This window comes from Actinoallomurus soli, from assembly GCF_024055715.1.
In the GTDB taxonomy this organism is placed as follows: Bacteria; Actinomycetota; Actinomycetes; order Streptosporangiales; family Streptosporangiaceae; genus Actinoallomurus; species Actinoallomurus soli.
This window is the reverse complement of record NZ_JAMXMV010000003.1, coordinates 182675-200210: the sequence shown is the minus strand read 5'-3', so window position 1 is coordinate 200210 and position 17536 is coordinate 182675. Positions and strand designations below refer to the sequence as shown.

18 protein-coding genes are annotated in these 17536 nt (G+C 70.6%); 11 read left to right on the top strand and 7 right to left on the bottom strand.

Annotated features, from left to right (window positions below; genetic code table 11):
• Positions 1-102 precede the first annotated feature (102 nt).
• The 3 genes from NDW01_RS10125 to NDW01_RS10115 all read left to right on the top strand — a co-directional run bounded on the left by NDW01_RS10125 (position 103) and on the right by NDW01_RS10115 (position 1674).
• Positions 103-489, top strand: coding sequence for a helix-turn-helix domain-containing protein (locus NDW01_RS10125; protein WP_252782419.1), 387 nt, complete (start codon positions 103-105; stop codon positions 487-489).
• A 7-nt stretch (positions 490-496) separates the two neighbouring features.
• Positions 497-877, top strand: a complete 381-nt coding sequence (locus NDW01_RS10120; protein ID WP_252819159.1) for a hypothetical protein — start codon at positions 497-499, stop codon at positions 875-877.
• A 461-nt stretch (positions 878-1338) separates the two neighbouring features.
• A complete protein-coding gene (locus NDW01_RS10115; RefSeq protein ID WP_252819155.1) occupies positions 1339-1674 on the top strand; it encodes a DUF2516 family protein in 336 nt (111 codons plus the stop codon).
• 62 nt (positions 1675-1736) lie between these two features.
• Here NDW01_RS10115 and NDW01_RS10110 read toward each other — a convergent pair whose 3' ends face one another.
• The gene (locus tag NDW01_RS10110; RefSeq protein ID WP_252819153.1) at positions 1737-2462 is read right to left on the bottom strand and encodes an SGNH/GDSL hydrolase family protein; all 726 of its coding nucleotides are present in this window, start codon (positions 2460-2462) and stop codon (positions 1737-1739) included.
• 36 nt (positions 2463-2498) lie between these two features.
• On the opposite strand from NDW01_RS10110, the gene NDW01_RS10105 reads away from it, so the two are divergent.
• Together NDW01_RS10105 and NDW01_RS10100 are read left to right on the top strand one after the other, a co-directional pair.
• Positions 2499-3224, top strand: coding sequence for an alanyl-tRNA editing protein (locus NDW01_RS10105; RefSeq protein ID WP_252782415.1), 726 nt, complete (start codon positions 2499-2501; stop codon positions 3222-3224).
• A 295-nt stretch (positions 3225-3519) separates the two neighbouring features.
• Positions 3520-4095: a hypothetical protein gene (locus tag NDW01_RS10100; RefSeq protein WP_252819151.1), complete on the top strand. Its 576-nt coding sequence runs from the start codon at positions 3520-3522 to the stop codon at positions 4093-4095.
• Positions 4096-4159: 64 nt separating this feature from the next.
• Here the strand turns inward: NDW01_RS10100 and NDW01_RS10095 are convergent, their stop codons facing one another.
• Together NDW01_RS10095 and NDW01_RS10090 are read right to left on the bottom strand one after the other, a co-directional pair.
• A complete protein-coding gene (locus tag NDW01_RS10095; protein WP_252819150.1) occupies positions 4160-5188 on the bottom strand; it encodes an ArsR/SmtB family transcription factor in 1029 nt (342 codons plus the stop codon).
• 130 nt (positions 5189-5318) lie between these two features.
• Entirely contained in the window at positions 5319-5939 is a 621-nt protein-coding gene (locus NDW01_RS10090; protein ID WP_252819148.1) for a TetR family transcriptional regulator, read from the bottom strand.
• Between the two features lie 72 nt (positions 5940-6011).
• Between NDW01_RS10090 and NDW01_RS10085 the strand changes: the two genes are divergently transcribed.
• On the top strand, positions 6012-8270 hold the full coding sequence (locus NDW01_RS10085) for an MMPL family transporter (protein ID WP_252819146.1): 2259 nt from the start codon (positions 6012-6014) through the stop codon (positions 8268-8270).
• A 60-nt stretch (positions 8271-8330) separates the two neighbouring features.
• On the opposite strand, the gene NDW01_RS10080 is transcribed toward NDW01_RS10085, so the two are convergent.
• Complete coding sequence (locus NDW01_RS10080) at positions 8331-8738, bottom strand: hypothetical protein (RefSeq protein ID WP_252819144.1); 408 nt, start codon at positions 8736-8738, stop codon at positions 8331-8333.
• Between the two features lie 103 nt (positions 8739-8841).
• Here NDW01_RS10080 and NDW01_RS10075 point away from each other — a divergent pair, with 103 nt between their 5' ends.
• The 3 genes from NDW01_RS10075 (at position 8842) to NDW01_RS10065 (ending at position 11964) form a co-directional block, all read left to right on the top strand.
• A complete protein-coding gene (locus NDW01_RS10075; RefSeq protein ID WP_252819142.1) occupies positions 8842-9651 on the top strand; it encodes a helix-turn-helix domain-containing protein in 810 nt (269 codons plus the stop codon).
• Positions 9652-9983: 332 nt separating this feature from the next.
• Positions 9984-10406, top strand: coding sequence for an ADP-ribosylglycohydrolase family protein (locus tag NDW01_RS10070; RefSeq protein ID WP_252819140.1), 423 nt, complete (start codon positions 9984-9986; stop codon positions 10404-10406).
• Positions 10407-10506: 100 nt separating this feature from the next.
• Complete coding sequence (locus NDW01_RS10065) at positions 10507-11964, top strand: FAD-binding protein (protein ID WP_252819138.1); 1458 nt, start codon at positions 10507-10509, stop codon at positions 11962-11964.
• A 184-nt stretch (positions 11965-12148) separates the two neighbouring features.
• Here NDW01_RS10065 and NDW01_RS10060 read toward each other — a convergent pair whose 3' ends face one another.
• A complete protein-coding gene (locus NDW01_RS10060) occupies positions 12149-12577 on the bottom strand; it encodes a cupin domain-containing protein (RefSeq protein WP_252819136.1) in 429 nt (142 codons plus the stop codon).
• A 104-nt stretch (positions 12578-12681) separates the two neighbouring features.
• Between NDW01_RS10060 and NDW01_RS10055 the strand changes: the two genes are divergently transcribed.
• A complete protein-coding gene (locus NDW01_RS10055; RefSeq protein ID WP_252819134.1) occupies positions 12682-13173 on the top strand; it encodes a MarR family winged helix-turn-helix transcriptional regulator in 492 nt (163 codons plus the stop codon).
• Positions 13174-13295: 122 nt separating this feature from the next.
• Here the strand turns inward: NDW01_RS10055 and NDW01_RS10050 are convergent, their stop codons facing one another.
• Both NDW01_RS10050 and NDW01_RS10045 read right to left on the bottom strand, forming a co-directional pair.
• Positions 13296-14210: a M56 family metallopeptidase gene (locus tag NDW01_RS10050; RefSeq protein ID WP_252819131.1), complete on the bottom strand. Its 915-nt coding sequence runs from the start codon at positions 14208-14210 to the stop codon at positions 13296-13298.
• Positions 14211-14216: 6 nt separating this feature from the next.
• Entirely contained in the window at positions 14217-14576 is a 360-nt protein-coding gene (locus NDW01_RS10045; RefSeq protein WP_308211672.1) for a BlaI/MecI/CopY family transcriptional regulator, read from the bottom strand.
• Between the two features lie 322 nt (positions 14577-14898).
• Between NDW01_RS10045 and alaS the strand changes: the two genes are divergently transcribed.
• Entirely contained in the window at positions 14899-17442 is a 2544-nt protein-coding gene (gene alaS, locus NDW01_RS10040; RefSeq protein ID WP_252819124.1) for an alanine--tRNA ligase, read from the top strand.
• Positions 17443-17536 lie beyond the last annotated feature (94 nt).

Below are 17536 nucleotides of genomic sequence, written 5' to 3'. Positions count from 1 at the left end.
TGACGACCATCGAGGAGCGTCACATCGCGATGTGACTCGTTTCACCGTGAAGTGCTTGCAAGTCTGCTTGCAATAGCAAGCAGGGCGACGCACAGTGGAGACATGGCGACTTCCAAAGTCGGCTCCATTGGGGAGTACATCCGAGAGCAGCGCAAGCGGGCCAAGGTCTCGCTGCGCCAGCTGGCCGAGGCGACGGGCGTTTCCAACCCGTACCTCAGCCAGATCGAGCGTGGGCTGCGCAAGCCGAGCGCGGAGATCCTGCAGCAGATCGCCAAGGGCCTGCGCATCTCTGCCGAAGCCCTGTACGTGCAGGCAGGCATCCTCGACGAGCGAGAGACCGACACGGACGTCCAGGCCGCCATCCGGGCGGACGTGACCCTGTCGGAGCGCCAGAAGCAGGTCTTGCTCGACATCTACGAGTCGTTCCGCCGGGAAGGGGGACCCGGCGGAGAAGCCGCCACCGAAGCGACCCCACCGACTGAAGGGTAATTCAGACATGCCGAACATCACCGAGAAGCTGCGCGACTCGAAGGCGTTCTACGTCGCGGCCGGCGCGGGCGACCTCGCGGTCGAGAAGCTCCGCGAGATGCCGAAGAAGATCGACAAGGACCTGGGCGGCGTCGCCCTGTCCTACGTCACCCAGGTCGGCGGCCGCGCCGCCGAGGTCGTGGACGAGCTGGCCGAGCGCGGCAAGAAGATCGTCGGCCGCGTGGAGCGGCAGAAGTCCACGCAGGAGCTGGAGGAGCGCGCCAAGGCCACCACTCGCCGGGCCCGGACGACCACCGGCACCGCCAAGGACACCGCCACGTCGGCGCGGGAGACCGCGAAGACGGCCGGCAAGGCCGCGACCGACGCCGCCAAGAAGGTCGGCGACTGACCCTCCGCGGCGAGCCGACGAGCGAGCGGAGTGGCCGGTGAGGTACGAGCCGGCCGCGGAGCGAGTGAGGAGGCGAGTGCGGCAGAGGGCACTGCGGCGAGCCGATGAGCGAGCGGAGTGGCCGGTGAGGTACGTGCCGGCCGCGGAGCGAGTGAGGAGGCGAGTGCGGCAGAGGGCACTGCGGCGAGCCGATGAGCGAGCGGAGTGGCCGGTGAGGAACGAGCCGGCCGCAGAGCGAGCACCGAGGCGGGCGCGGCGGTGAGCACCGCGGCGAGCGCGGTAGACGGCGTCGCGGCGCGTCCGAGACGCACCGGAGGCCCGGGCGGACCGATCCGTCCGGGCCTCCGCCCTTTCCGGCCGCGGCATCGGCAGGACCCGGGCCGAGCACATACGCTGAGCCCGTACGTGATGAGAGATGACGCGGCGCTCGTACGACGCCGCCCCGGTGCAGGGGGTCGATCGTGCTTCAACCAGCCCAGAGTTTCGTCGGGATCGTGTTCTGGGTCGTGGCCATCGCCGCCTTCATAGTCGAGATCTGGGCGTTCGCCGACGCCGTGATACGGCCGGCGAGCGCGTACGCGGCGGCCGGCAAGCTGACGAAGCAGCTGTGGCTGATCATCCTCGGCGTCGCGCTGCTGTTCGGCCTGGCCGGTGCGGTCCGCTTCGTCTCGATCATCCAGATGCTGCCGGTGATCGGCTTCATCGCCGCGGCGGTCTACCTCGCCGACGTCCGGCCCGCCGTGCGCCAGTACGGCCGCCGGGGCGGCTCCTCCTCCGGCCCGTACGGCCCCTGGTGAGCGTTCGCCCGTACGGCACCGGGGCGGCGACGCGTCTGCGGTGAGCGCCGGGCGCCGGACCGTCAGGGCTTGGTGAGCTTCAGTCTGCGCAGGTCCGCGACGAGGCACTCGGCGATGTGACGGGCGCCCGCCGTAGTGGGGTGGGTGCCGTCGGGCAGGATGTACTGCGGTGCGTTGCCGGTGCCCTTCTTGCGGTCCCCGGTGATCCACTGTTCCTGCAGCGGGTCGATGAACGGCACCTTCGTCTCCGTGGCGGCCTCCGCCATGGCGTCGCGGATCGCCGTGACCTCCTCGGGCGGTTCACCCCCGCCCCACATCGGCCCGATGAGCAGGAGACGCGTGCCGCTCCAGCGCTGCCGGACGGTGTCCAGCAGCCGCCGGGCCGCCTCGCCGACGTCCTGCGCCGGATGCCGCCGGTCGTTGTGACCGCCGGAGACGATCACCAGGTCCGGGGTCGGCCGCCAGGAGAGCTGGTCGGTGAACAACTGCGCGAAGTCCTTGCCGATCTGCCCCTTCGCGATGAAGCCGGTCTGCCGGTAGCCGCCGAGGATGACCTGCCAGCCCAGGAGCCGGGCGGTCTCCGCGGCGTACGTCTGCTCCGGCTGCTGCCCGATCTTGCCGGTCGTGTAGCTGTCGCCGAGGAACATGACGACGGGGGCGCGCGTCGCCTGCCGTTTCGTCGCGCGGGCCGAGCTGTCGGCCCGGGCCCGCCGCTCCGTACCGCCGCAGCCCGTCAGCGCGAGCAGGACGACGGCGGCGGCGAGGCAACGAAGGGCGCGTCGTCTCATCCCGCTCCTTGGGTTAGGCACTCTAGGCTGCACTGCATGACGACACACCGGACGCGGCGGCTTGAGCTGACCGACCAGACGCTGCGCGAATGGGAAGCGGTCGTGCTCGACTCGGGACCCGGGGGGATCGTCCTCGACCGATCGGCATTTTATCCGGGTGGAGGCGGACAACCGCCGGATCACGGGGTTCTGCTGTGGCAGGGCGTGCAGACGCGGATCGTCGGTGCCCGCAAGGGCGACGAGCTCTACCTGCTCCCCGACGAGAACGACCCGCTGCCGCCGGTCGGCACGGCCGTGCGCGGCGCGATCGAGGACGAGCGCCGTACGAGCCTCATGCGCACCCACTCCGGCCTGCACGTCCTGTGCGGCGTCGTCTTCCGCGACTACGGCTGTCTCGTCACGGGCGGCAACATGGAGCCCGGCGTCGCCCGGATGGACTTCAACCTTCCCGAGGTCCCGCCCGGTTTCAAGGAGGCCGTCGAGGCCGCCTGCAACGCCGAGATCACCGCGGACCGGCGCATCGACGTCCGGACCCTGCCGCGCGCGGAGGCGTTCGCGATCCCCGACATCATCCGGACGGCGACGAACCTGGTGCCGCCGGAGGTGGAGGAGGTCCGCATCGTCGACATCGTCGGGCTCGACACGCAGGCCGACGGCGGCACCCACGTGGCCTCCACCCGGCAGATCGGCCGGCTCCAGGTCGCCAAGATCGAGAACAAGGGCCGCGGCTTCCGCCGCGTCCGCATCAAGATCGCCGACTGAGCCGCATCGACCTCACCGCCGCGTCGACCTCACCGACGGGGCCGCATCGAGGCCGCCGACCGAACCGTTCTCCGCGACGCGGTCGGCCGGCCGACCGGGCGATACCGGACCACGCCTTCGACCGCGGCGTTTTCAAGCGTGCTCTAATCCCTTGCCGCTGATCGTCCGAACTTGTCAGAGTCTGTGACGCACCGAATTCCGTACTGCGACCGGATTTCATCTCGGCCCGAAAACTGCTCTCCAGGCCGGATGAATCCGGTGGCGGTCCGGGCGGAGGGATTCTGAGGAGGAATCAATGCGTAAGCAGATTCTCGGGTTGCTGGGCGCTGCCTCGATCGCCTCGACGGCGTTCGTCGCCGCCGCCCCGGTGGCGGGTGCCGCGGCGCCGGCGGCATCCGCAGGCCAGGTGTCCGCGCAGGCCGGCAGGATCGGCGGCAAGATCTCCCGGAACGAGGTCATCCAGCGGGCGGCCTACTGGTACAAGCACCGCGCCGGCATCAGGTACAACTGGCAGGGCTCGTACCGCGACCCCGACGGCCAGCACCGGTACCGCACCGACTGCTCCGGCTACGTCTCGATGGCCCTCCACCTCAAGACCAGCGCGAGCACGGTCACGCTGCCCGGCTACGGCGTCAAGATCGGCCGTAAGAGCATGAAGAAGGGCGACTTCACCGGCATCCTGGGCGCGGGCACCGGCGGGGCCGCCGGTCACGTCCGCATCTTCGAGAAGTGGGCGAACAAGGCCCACACCGCGTACTGGGCGTACGACTTCGGCTCCACGCCGGTCAAGCACAAGGTCTACTACTTCTCGACGGACAAGCCCCGGAACGGCCACGGCTGGTCCGCCTACCGCTACAAGAAGGTCTACTGAGTCTTCCGCTCCACTCTCGGTGGCCCCGGCGGTTCGACCGCCGGGGCCACCGAGAGTGGAGCGGTCACATCGCCTGGCGGTCCGGCCCTTCGGCCACGGCCGGCGGCGGCTGCTCGATCGGCGTCCGCGCGGCCGACGTCAGCAGGCTCAGGCCCAGGTCGGTGATCTCATGGCAGACGGAGTAGCCGTCGCGCCGTGTGGTGATCAGGCCGGCCTCGCGGAGCACCTTCGTGTGGTGGCTCACCGACGCCGGTGAGATGCCGGCGGCCCGGGCGATGTCCGTGGTGCTGCAGCCGGTCATGGCCGTCCTGAGCACCGTCGTACGCGTCCGGCCGAGCAACCCTTCCAGCGCCTCGGCCCTTCCCGGCTCCTCGGTCTGCGGCCGCCCGAGCCAGGTGCGCCGGCCGACGGGGAAGACCAGCAGGGGCGGCAGCTCGGGGTCCCGCAGCGTGATCGGGTGGTGCCGGCAGAAGTAGGACGGCACGAGCACCAGGCCGCGTCCGCCCAGCTCGACGTCCTGGTCGACATACCGGTCGACGTGCAGGACGGGGAACTCCCAGCGCGCGTACGGGTGGAGCGTGCCCAGCAGGCGTTCCACGCCGTGGTCGGCGAGTATCTGCACGAGCTGCGTGCGCTCGGCCTCGATATCGCGGGAGATCTGCTTCCAGTACGGCGCCAGCGCGATCGTGAAGAACTTCTCGACGTCCTGCGCGACCCGGCGCACGGCGTCCCGGGCGGCGAGAGACCGCGCGATTAATGGGGCGCCGCCCTGACGCGCCGATTCGGTGAAGTCGCGCGCGAGCTCGTCCGGGGTGGTGGCGAGGATCCTGTCGACTCCCGCGCCGAGGTCGGCGACGCCGCGGGTGGGAGTGAGGAAATCGGCCGAGTAGCCGCGCGGGGGAGCGATCTCCAGGAGTGGCCGGAGCGAGGCCTGGATGCGGGGGCGGGTGTGCCGCCGCCAGCCGTCCAGGGCGACTTCCTCGTTGCGTTCCTGAAGTGCGTGCAGGCCCAGGAGAACCTCCCAGAGCACGTCCGCCGATGGGGCGACGGTGGTACGGGCGAGATCCTCGGACTCGAAATGGATCCGCAGCATTACGGCCCTCCGGTCGGAAACGGGTCCCTGCGCGATCGGCACTCCACGTAGATCTAAGAAGGCGGAGATCGAAGAAATCAATAGTCGACCGCCGCGAGATCCCCGGAATGCCGGCCGGCTCGGGACGCCGTCAGGTCGCCGGGCGGGTGAGGACGGGGACGGAGCCGAGGCCGTGTTCGACGATGGCGAGGGCGCGGTCGACGGCCTCGCGGGTCGCCTCCGGGGCGTATCCGTGGGCGCGGCAGTGGGTGATGACGGCCTTCATGCCGCCCACGAGCGCACCGGAGATCACGACCGCGTCGACCTCGTCGATGCCGGGGCAGAGCTCGGTCAGCCGCTCGACGACGTACTGCTCGGTGTCGTTCATCCGCTTCAGGGCGCGTGCCTGGAGTGACGGACGATCGAGGATGAGCTGGACCTGGATCGCGCCGTACTCGCCGTGCTCGTTGGCGATCGCCTCGATCATCTCCAGCACGATGCGGCGCATGGACTGCAGCGGGGTCTCCTCCGGGGGCCGGCGGTCGAGGCCCTCGCGCACCTCGGTGAGGCGCTCGTCGATCTCGGCGAAGACGACGTCCTCCTTGGACGGGAAGTAGCTGAAGAACGTGCGCGGGGACACGTCGGCGGCCCCGGCGATGTCCGCGATCGTCGTCTCCTCGTAGCCGCGCTCGGCGAACAGACGCAGGGCGGCCTCCGCGATCGCCCGGCGCGTCTGGCGCTTCTTCCGCTCCCGCAGCCCCATGTGATCCATCTCACCAGAATATACACTCAGTGCGAACTTGCACGCGTTGCAATTTTGCGTGGGCCGTGCTGTTCTGTGACTATGTCGGGGATTCTGGAGAGGCTTGGGCGGTTCTGCGCCCGCCGCGCGCGGTGGGTGATGCTCGTCTGGCTCGTCCTCGCGGTCGGCATCGGGATCCTCGGCGTGGTCAGGGGCGGCACCTTCGTCCAGCAGGACCGGCTCCCCGGCACCGAGACCCAGCGCTCCATCGACCTGCTCCGCAAGAACTTCCCCGACCTGACCGGGCCGACGGCCACGATCGTGTTCCACCCGCAGCAGGGTGCCTCCCTGTCCGACTGGCGCGTCGCCGTGCAGGTCGGCAAGGCCATCCAGCAGGTGGGCGCGCTGCCGCGCGTCGCGATGGCGGAGAACCCCTACGGGAACACCGGCGGCGCCAAGGGCGCGAACGCCGTCGTCGCGGTCGCCCACTTCAAGGGCACCGCCCGCGACCTGTCCATCGACGACCTCCATGCCCTGGAAGAGGCGACCGAACCGGCCCGGCAGGCCGGCGTCGACGTCGAGTTCGGCGGCATCGTGACGACCATCCTCAACCAGCCCAAGGCCGGCCCCAAGGAGGGTGTCGGCGTCGTGCTCGCCCTCGGGGTGCTGCTCTTCGCCTTCGGCTCGTTCCTCGCGGCCGGCGTGCCGATCGTCGTGTCCGTGTGCGCGATGGTCGTGGCGTACTCGCTCATCCACTTCGGCGCGTCGATCTGGCAGGTGCACCCGACGGCCCCCATGGTCGCGGCCATGCTCGGCCTCGGCGCGGGGATCGACTACGCCCTCTTCGTGGTCACGCGCCACCGGCAGCAGCTCGCCGAGGGCATGAGCGTTCAGGAGTCGGTGGGGAAGGCCCTGGCCACCTCGGGGCACGCGGTCGTGTTCGCGGGCGGCACGGTGGTGTTCGCGATCTGCGGGCTCTGGTTCTCCGGGATCACGTTCATCGGCATCATCGGTCTCGCCACGGCCATCGCCGTGGCCTTCATGGTGGCCGCCGCGCTCACCCTCCTGCCCGCCGTGCTCGGCGCCCTCGGCACGAACATCGATCGCTACAGGCTGCCCCGGATCCGGCCGGACCGCTCGACGGAGCGCTGGGAGCGCTGGGGCCGCCACGTCGACCGGCACGCCTGGCCGTACGCGATCGGGGCGACGCTCGTCCTGCTCTTCCTCGCCCTCCCGGTGCTCACCCTGCGCTTCGGCATCATGGCCGACAGCACCCTCCCGCACTCCAACAGCGCGCGCCGGGCGTACGACGTGACGGCCGAGCAATTCGGCCCCGGCTGGTACAGCCCGTTCGTGGTCGTCGCCACGGTGCCCGCCCCGGCCGATCCGCCGCAGGCGAAGGAGAACACCAAGCAGGCCAAGGGGTGGACCGCCCTGCGGAAGGAGCCGGGCGGCCGGCTCGCGGTCAGCCCGAACGACCGGCCCACCCCCAACCCGGAGGCCCGCCGCCTGGGCGACGACCTGCGGCGCAGCGTCCAGAAGATCCCCGGCGTCGCGTCCGCCGAAGCGCCGCTGGTCGTCGGCGACAGCGCGACCGTCAAGATCGTGCCCACCTCGCCGCCCCAGGCCGCCGCGACCGCCGACCTCGTGAGCCGGCTGCGGAGGTCGGTGATCCCGCCGGTCGTCGCCCGGCACCCCGGGGCCCGCGCCTACCTCGGCGGGGAGTCACCGGCGATCATCGACGTCGCGACGATCGTCAAGCAGCGCATGCCGTACGTCGTCATCGCCGTCGTGACGGTCGCGCTCGTGCTGCTCGTCATCGCGTTCCGCTCGATCATCGTGCCGATCAAGGCCGCGGCCATGAACATGCTCTCGATCGGCGCGGCGTACGGCGTGGTGGTCGCGGTCTTCCAGTGGGGCTGGGGCATCAAGCTGCTGGGCCTCGACGGGTCGGTGCCGATCGTGTCGTTCGTGCCGCTCTTCATGTTCGCGCTGCTGTTCGGGCTGTCCATGGACTACGAGGTGTTCCTGCTGTCGCGGATCCGGGAGGAGTACCTCCGTACCAACGACCCGCACGGCAGCGTCGTCACCGGCATCGCCTCCACGGCCCGGCTGATCACCTCGGCGGCGCTCATCATGATCTGCGTCTTCCTGTCGTTCCTGCCGCAGCCGGACACGACGGTCAAGATGATGGGCCTCGGCCTGGCCGCCGCCGTCGCCGTGGACGCCACCATCGTCCGCCTGGTCCTCGTCCCCGCGCTGATGAGCCTCCTGGGCCACGCCAACTGGTGGTTCCCCGGCCGCCGCAGGCCCGCCGCACCGCCGGTCCCCACCGAGCACCGCACCCTCGAACACGTCTGAGCGCGGTACCCGCCAGGGAATCACGTCGCGGCCCCGACCCGGTCTGCTGTAGACGTCGCGTCACGCGTTGCTCGGCGGTCCGACTTCTGGGATGTCCACCTCGCCCGGAAGCAACGTGACACCTGGAGCGGTGATCAGGACATGGACCGTCTTGTCCGTGTCGGTGTAGGTGACCCAGCGCGCCACAGCGTACGTGTCGACGATCCCGAGGCCCCAGCCGTTGGTCGGCGCGGGATTCACCTGGAGCGGGCGCGGGTCGGGGTCGGTGACGTGGTCCCGGATGACCTCGGCGGCGAACCGCCTGGCCTTCGCCACCGACGTACGGCTGACGCTGAGCGCGATCCACGACGGCCGGACGACCGCCGGAGCCGAGGCCAGGGCACCGAGCGGATCAGCGGCCGGCGCCGCATGACGGCCGATCTGTGGGCTGCCCGCAGCCTGAGGTATGTCGAAGGTCATCATCGTCACCGATCGCTCCCTTGGCGCCACTTTCTGTGATCGCCTGACGGCATGCGCCTTGGGTGGCTACTTTGACCAGGAGAGATCACGAAATTCAACGAGGAGTGTCACAATGCGCTACCGTGCCGGGTTCGATCCGGACAAGAATCTGTGGGATTTAATCGCCTTCGACCTCCGGAGGCAGCGCCAGGAGCGCGACATATCCCTCAACGTCGTCGGCGACATCATCGGGCGGGATCGATCACTGGTCGCCTATGTTGAAAACGGCACAACGAAGCTCCAGGAGAAGCACGCCGTCAAGATCGACGACGCCTGGCGCACCGGCGGCCTCTACGGCCGCCTCGTCAGATTCGCCAAGCGCGGACACGATGTGTCCTGGTACTCAACCCATCTGGAACTGGAGGCCGACGCCGACGAACTTCGTAGCTGGGATCTCGGCTGGATGCCTGGCCTCTTCCAGACCGAAAGCTACGCCCGCGCCATGTTCGACGCAGCGGGGGCCGAGGGGGCGGAAGCTGGGGCCAAGGCTCGCGTAGAGCGACAACAGTGCCTTCATCGCACCCCGCCACCCCGCGTGTGGGCGATCATCGACGAGCGCGTGATCACGCAACCGGTCGGCTCCACCGCAATCATGCGGGATCAACTCGCCCACCTGATCAAGCTGCCCGAACGCGCGCACATCAGTGTGCGGGTGGTGCCGCAGTCCGTCGGCGCTCATGCCGGCCGCGACGGGTCCTTCAAAATCATGACCGCCGGTGGTGCGGATGTGGTTTACACGTATGCGCCCGGAGGCGGACGGCTCATACAGGACGCAACCGAGACAAATCGCTACCGCGTATGGTTCGATCTCATAGGCGATGTCGCGTTGCCGAAAGACGCTTCGTTCAACCTGATCGTACAAGCGTTGGAGCGATTCTCATGATTATCTGGCGGAAGTCGAGTCGCAGCGAAAGCACCACCACACAGTCTGATTGCGTCGAGGTCGCGCGACTCGGCTCGGTGGATGACAGGCGCAGCCTCGCCGGGTAAGCCCGATGAGTACCTGGCAGAAGTCCGGTCGTAACGAGAGCACCACCACCCAGTGCGACTGTGCCGAGGTGGCTCGGATGCCGCCCCCGGGGGTGGACGGAAAGCCCGAGCCGCTGCCAGAGATCGCCCCTGATCAAATCCGCGTCGGGGGCGGTGGCGCGGTTGATCTCCTTCCCGTCGGTGGGCGAGGCTTGTGCGCCGGTACCGATGAGGGTGAGGGACGGCGTGAAGCGGGCGGCGACCGGGGCTTTGCTGGGGTTGGCGATCGGGGATGCCATGGGCTTCCCGACGGAGTTCAACGACATGGCGCAGATCGCCGCGAAGTACGGCCACTGGCGGACCATGCCCTTGCCCGTGTCCTCCGGGCGGGCGTACGTCACCGACGACACGCAGATGACCTTGGCGCTGGGCGAGGGACTGGGCGAAGCCCGCGCGGCCGGTGAGCTGACGGCCGAACGGTTGGAGCCGCCGGTCCGCGCCCGCTTCGTCGAATGGTCGCGCTCACCGGAGAACAACCGCGCGCCGGGGATGACCTGCCTTCAAGCGTGCGAGGCACTGAGCCGTGACGGTGTCTGGCAGGGGGGCCATCCTCCCCCGGCGATGCTCACCTGCCCCGCAGCTCGCCCGTCGAGGTCCGAAGCGCCGTAGTAACCCTTTTGTGGCTGTCATCCGGTCTCGTGCGGGTGGCGTCGCCGGGTGCCGGCGGCGATTATCGACGCGACGTGACCGCGCTGCGAAAGGATCGCGTATGACGTGGCATCCGTGGAGACAGGCGTCCCTCACGGCGGGGGCGGCCGTGGTCGGCTTAGACCCGTCCACGCGCACGTGGGTCACCGACGCCGCCCAATCTCAGGGGATGGTCGACCTGCCGCCGCTGAAGGGCAAGGTGGTGACCGATCCCGCCTCGCGCGGCCGGGCGGCCGACGACTTCGGACACCTGGTCCATCGGACCCCCGGAGCCGTGCTGGAGCCCGGCGCCGTGTCGGACATCATGCTGATGATGAAGTACTGCCGCACCCACGGCCTGCAGGTGGCTGCGCGCGGCCAGGGGCACGCCACCTTCGGTCAGGGCCAGGTCGCGGGCGGTCTGATCATCGACATGACCCCGCTCAACGCGGTTGAGGTGCGGGAGGACACGGCCGTCGTGGAGGCCGGCGCGCTCTGGAGCAGCTTGGCGCAGGCGACCCTGGCACACGGCCTGACCCCTCCGGTCTTCACCGACTACCTGGAGCTCTCGGTCGGCGGCACGCTCGCGGTGGGCGGTCTCGGCGGCCAGACCCACCACCACGGAGCCCAGGTGGACAGCGTCGTGGAGCTGGAGGTCGTCACGGGGGACGCCGGCCTGAGGAAGTGTTCCGCACAGCTGCGCCCCGACCTCTTCCGCGCGGCGCTGGCCGGAAGAGGACAGTGCGGCATCATCACCAAGGCCACCCTGCGCCTGCTGCCCGCCCCCGCGACGGTCCGCCACTACCTGCTCTCCTACCCGAGCGTCGCCGCGCTGACCGCCGACCAGCGGCGCGTGGTCAACGACGGCCGCTTCGCCTACGTGGAGGGAGAGCTCGGGCTGCCGACCGGCTCCGCCGGCTGGAGCCACCAGCTTGAAGCGGTCGCCTTCTTCAACGGCACTACCCCGCCCGACGACGCCAGGCTTCTCGCCGGTCTGCGCGACCAGCCCGGCGACCGGCAGATCCAGGACATGTCCTACTTCGACTTCCTCAACCGGCTCGCCGCTGGCGTCGCCTATCTGGAGTCCACAGGTGAGTGGTACCGCCCGCACCCCTGGTGGAACGTGTTCCTGCCCGCGAGCCGCACCGACGCCTTCGTGGAGGCCGCCATCAAGGACCTGAGCGAGACCCAGGTCGGCGCCAGCGGCGTGGTCCTGCTCTATCCCTTCCCCCGCGCCCGCCTGCACCTGCCCTTGCTGCGCCTGCCCGACGAGGAGACGGTCTTCCTCTTCACGCTGCTCAGAACCGCCTCACCCGGAGCCGAGAACCCGCAGGACATGGTGGAGACCAACCGTTCCCTCTACCTGCGCGCCCAAGCCGTCGGGGGTTACCAGTACCCGGTCGGCTCCATACCCACCACGCATGAGGATTGGCGAGCCCACTACGGCCCCGCATGGGCCGCCTTCAAGGCGGCCCGTGAACGCTACGACCCCGACGGAATCCTCACTCCGGGCCAGGGCGTCTTCCCTCCGGGATCGTGAAGTCCGCAGCCGGATCACCCGTGCCGCGTTTCGCCGACAGGCGAAGGGCGCGGTGTTGCAGGACCTTCGCGTTGCCGATGGCTCGCCGGCGGCCGGCGATGTGACCGCCGACGTGATCTGGCTGCCGGCCCAGGCTGGGACGAGTGCCTGGCCGTACTCGATCGGCTGGAGGCGGCGCTGGCCGTCACGGACGCCGAGGCGGATCCGTGCGCGACGGGAAGTCCTCGGCGCTGAGGAGAACCGCCCCGCGAACTCGATGTTTCACCGGCCGTGATCTCCGGGGCTGTCGGTCAGGCGATCCAGGGGGTGTGATCTTGTTGCCGGTGTCGCCGGGGGTCCAGGCGCGGGCGTCGGCGGGGGCCGTGACGATGGCGGTGTAGCCCTGGGGGCCGGCGGTGAGCCGGCGGGTGGTGTGGGCGGGCAGGACGGCCGTGTCACCGGGGCCCGCAGTGGAGGTTTCGCCATCGAGCTCGATGGTCGCCTCCCCTTCAAGGAAGGTCCAGATCTGTTCGACGTCGAAGATGTGGACGGGGCCCTTCACGTCGGGCTTGACCTCGGTGCGCCAGATGGAGGATCGCGTACCGCCCAGGGTCGGTGAGGCGAGGGTGGTCATGACGGCGTTCGGGGTCTCAGATCGGCGGCTTTCGGTATGACGGACGAGCGCCACGGTTCACTTCCCTAGAATAGACAAGAGCGTTGTCTATATGGTTAATGAGGTTGTCCATCTTGTCAAGCGATCTCCAGGGCTTCGAACTGCCGCTGCGGCTGCTGCTGGCGTTTCGGGTGCTCATCGACGAGCTGCACGAGGAGCTCGCCAGACAGGGCCATCCGCAGATGCGGCCCATGCACGGGTTCGTCTTCCAGGCCATCATGCGAGCCGGCGGCCCGTACGGGACCACGGCCGCCGACCTGGGCCGGGCGCTGGGCGTCTCCAAGCAGGCGGCGGGCAAGACCATCGACATGCTGGAGGGTCTCGGCTACCTGCGGCCCGGGCACGATCCCAGCGATGCGCGCCGTAAGACGTACACGCTGACCCCGCACGCCTACGACGCGCTCGAGCGGTCGGAGCGAATCTTCGAGCACCTGCGCGACCAGTGGGCCGGTGTGATCGGCGAGGATCGGCTGCGGGCCATGGTGGAGGACCTGCGCAAGGTCACGCCACCCGACGTGTTCCGCCTCGACACCCCGCAGTGGTTCAACGCCCCGTAACGAGCCCTGTGAACGGCACCGGTTCCGCTCCCCGACCGGGCGGGACCGAGCGGGCCGCGCTGCCCCGGCCGGATCGGCGGCGCGGTCCTGATGAACTGCGCCGGATCGCGGAATGGCCGGCGTCAGGCGGGGATGGCGTACAGGACCAGGGGGAGGACGGCGACCAGGGTGGCGGCGGCGAGCATCGCGCCGCGGAGCGGGCGCGGCAGCGGCGCGGGGGACAGCAGCCGCCGGACGCGGACCAGGATCGGGCTGCTCTCCTCGGCGGCCACCCCGGCGACGCCGAGGGTGCCGGCCGGCGTCGGGGCCGGTCGGGCGGCGGCGAAGCGCAGCAGCGCGGTGGCCAGCTCCTTGGCGGGGCGGTGGCGGCGGGCGCGGTCGTCGGCGGCCATCTCGACGAGCAGCTCGACCGCGTCGAGGGTGCGGCTGATGATGCCGGCCTGCGGGAAGACCCGGCGCAGCGAGGTGAAGGGCAGCAGCACCAGGTCGTGGCGTTCGCGGACGTGGGCGCGTTCGTGGTCGAGCACGGCCGCCAGCTCGGGCGGGCCGAGGAGCTCCAGCGTGCCGGCGCTGACCACGACCTTGGGCGAACGGACGCCGGGGACGCAGTACGCGGCGGCCGCCGGGTGGTCGAGGACGAGCGTGCCGGGGATCTCCGGGTCGCCGTGCGCCACCAGCGCGAGCAGGGCGCGGTGCCGCCGCCGGGCGCGGACGACGCCGGCGATCGCGACCAGCAGCATGACGATCAGCATCAGCATGAAGGTGAGGCCGGCGGCGACCGAGGCGACGCGGATCGACGACAGGGCGTGCGGGTCGGCGAAGAAGCGGATGACGCCGCCGATGACGCCCTGACCATACGGCGCCACGCCGAACCCGAGCAGCGTGCCGATGGAGGCGAGGCCCCAGGCCAGGCCGAGGGCCTGCCAGAGAAGGATCGCGGTACGAGGCGTCCGCCACGTCCAACGGGCGCGCGTCAGCCGGTGCGCGCCGAACGCGCTGCCGGCTGCCACCAGGGCGAGCAGGGCCGTGCCGGTCATCCCGGGTTATGTCCCTTCAACCTCGTCGAGTACGCGGCGCAGCAGGTCGGCCTCGTCACCGGAGACGGAGCGCGCGAAGTGTGCCAGCGCGGCGTCGCGGTCGCCCGTCATATTGAGCGCCCCCAGCATGATCTCGGCGACGTACGCCTCTTTCGTCGCTACCGGACGGTAGCGCCAGGCGCGGCCTTCCCTCTCGCGAACCAGAAAACCTTTTTTGGCCAGCCTGTCCAGAACGGTCATGACCGTGGTGTGCGCGAGGTCGCGATCGTCCGCGAGGGCGCGGCCCACCTCACGGGCGGTCGCGCCGTTCTCCCGGTCCCACAGGACCTCCATGACCGTGCGTTCCAGCTCTCCAAGACCCTTCACGGGATGCATCCTATCTCGCGTAGTACTACAACTCGTAGTACTACTGTACGTAGCGTGTTCCTGGCGACGCGAGACGGTCCCTCACCTGGGTAAACGTTCCAGGGCGCGGCGGCCTTCCCGGCGGCCCCGCCCTGCCGGGATCGCGCTCTCGGGCGGAAATTCGATTGTGCGGCCGGGAACCGCGCGGGTACGGTCCCGGGCCATGGAGCTTCACGAGGTGGGGCGGCGAGCTAGTCGCGCCGAGCCGGGGGACGGGTAGTCCCGGCCCGGCCCGGCTCGGCGTGTGCGTGCCACCGTTCCGCCGACCTCGTGAGGCTCGTCCATGCGTTCCACGCAGATTCGTTCCGTCTTCCTCGACTTCTTCACCGCGCGCGGGCATCGCCGTGTGCCCTCCAGTCCCCTGGTCTCGCCCGACCCCGAGCTCCTGCTCACCAACGCGGGGATGAACCAGTTCAAGCCGTACTACCTCGGCCAGGTCATCCCGGACTTCCGCCGCGCGACCACGCTGCAGAAATGCGCGCGCACCGGCGACCTGGACAACGTCGGCCGTACCGCCCGGCACGTGACGTTCTTCGAGATGCTCGGCAACTTCTCCTTCGGCGACTACTTCAAGGAGGAGACGACCGCGTGGGCGTGGGAGCTGATCACCGAGGGGTTCGGCCTGCCGCGTGACCGGCTCTGGGTCACGGTGTACGAGGAGGACGACGAGGCCGAGCGCCTGTGGCGCCGGCTCGGCGTGCCCGGCGAGCGGATTCAGCGCCTCGGCAAGGTGGACAACTACTGGTCGATGGGCATGGCCGGACCGTGCGGGCCGAGCTCGGAGATCCACTACGACCGCGGCCCGGCGTACGGCCCCGGCGGCGGTCCCGCGACCGGCGGCGAGCGCTACCTGGAGCTGTGGAACCTCGTCTTCATGCAGGACGTCCGCGACGAGGACTTCCGCATCGTGGGGGAGCTTCCGGCCAAGAGCATCGACACGGGTCTCGGCGTGGATCGCCTCGCGATCGTGCTCCAGGACGTGCCCGACATCTTCCACACCGACCTGATGCTCCCGGTGCTGGAGAGCGTACGGGAGCTGGCGGGCGGCGGCGACGAGACCGCACTGAAGATCGTCGCGGATCACGCGCGGACGGCGGCGTTCCTCATCGCGGACGGCGTCCTGCCGTCGGGCGACGGGCGCGGGTACGTGCTGCGGCGGCTCCTGCGCCGGGCGATCCGGCACGCGCGCCTCCTCGGCGTCGACGACGTGGTGCTGCCCGTCCTCACCGGCGCGGTGGTGGACCTGCACGGCGCGACCTGGCCGGAGCTGGAGACGGCGCGCCCGCTGATCGAGAAGGTCGTGACCGCCGAGGAGGAGGGGTTCGCGCGGACGCTGCGCCAGGGGTCGCGGATCCTCGACTCCGCGATCCGGGAGCGGCGGCTGTCGCCGAAGGTCGCGTTCGACCTGCACGATACGTACGGCTTCCCGTTCGACCTCACGGTCGACGCGGCGCGGGCGGCGGGTCTCACCGTCGACGAGAACGCCTTCTCCTCGCTCCTGGAGGAGCGACGGCGGCGCAGCCGGTCCGGCCGTACGGAACCGGGCCGGGAACCGCGGCCGGGAACCGGCACGACCGCGTTCGTGGGCTACGACGCGACGCACGCGGAGGTACGGCTGCGCGCGATCCTGCGCGACGGCGCGGAGGTTCCGGCGGCGGCCGAGGGGGACGAGGTCGAGGTGCTCCTCGACCGGACGCCGTTCTACGCCGAGGCGGGCGGCCAGGTCGGCGACCGGGGCGTCATCCGTACGGCGTCCGGGGCGGTCCTCACGGTCACGGACACGCGGCCCGGTCACGTCCACGTCGCGCGGGTCGAGTCCGGTGAGGTCCTCCCGGAGGAGGCGGAGGCGGTCGTGGACGCCGAGCGGCGGGCGGCGGTCGCGCGGTCCCACACCGCGACGCACGTGCTGCACGCGATGCTGCGCCGGACCCTGGGCGCGCACGCCGCGCAGCGCGGGTCGCTGGTCGACGCGGGACGGCTGCGGTTCGACTTCGCGCACTTCGAACCGCTCTCGCCCGAGCGGCTGCGCGCGGTCCAGGCGCTGGTCAACGAGCACCTGCTCGCCGACCCGGAGGTTCGTGTGTGGCACGCGGACCGGGCGCGGGCGGAGGCGGCCGGGGCGATGGCGCTGTTCGGCGAGACGTACGGCGAGCGGGTGCGCGTCGTCGACATCGGCGACTTCTCCCGTGAGCTGTGCGGCGGCACCCACGTCGGCCACGGCTCACAGGCGGGCCCGATCCATCTGCTCGGGGAGTCCTCGATCGGCTCGGGCGTCCGCCGGATCGAGGCGCTGACCGGCGCGGACGCGCTGCGGCACCAGGACGGCGAGCGGGCGCTGCTCACCGAGCTCGCCGACCTGCTGCGGGCCCGCCCGGACGAGGCGCCGGAACGCCTGCGGCGGCGGCTGGCCGAGCTGGCGGAGGCGCGCCGGGTGCTGGAGCGGCACCGGCGGGAGGAGCTGACCGCGGAGGCCGTACGCCTGGCCGGGCACGCCAAGCGCGTCGGCCAGGGCTGGCTGGTCGTCCAGCGGGTCGACGGCGTCGGGGCGGACGAGCTGCGTCCGCTGGCGGCGGAGGTGCTGCGGCGCCGGGGCGGCGTCGTCGTGCTCGGCGCGGAGATCGGCGGCCGGGCGCTGATGGTGGCGGCGGTCGGCCCGGACCTCGGCGAGCCGGCGCGTACGGTCCTGGCGGCCGCGGCCACCGCGATCGGCGGCGGCGCGGGCGGCAAGGGCACCGTCGCCAACGCGGGCGGCCGGCGGGTCCGGAACCTGGACGAGGCGCTGCGTCTGGCGGCGGCGTCGGCGCGCGACCTGCTCCGCGGCGGCTGACCAGGGACGCGATCAGGAAACGGGCACCGGGCGGCGTCGTCGGGCGGCGTCCGGTGCCCGTTTCCTGGATCGATAAAGAGAACGTTAGGTATTG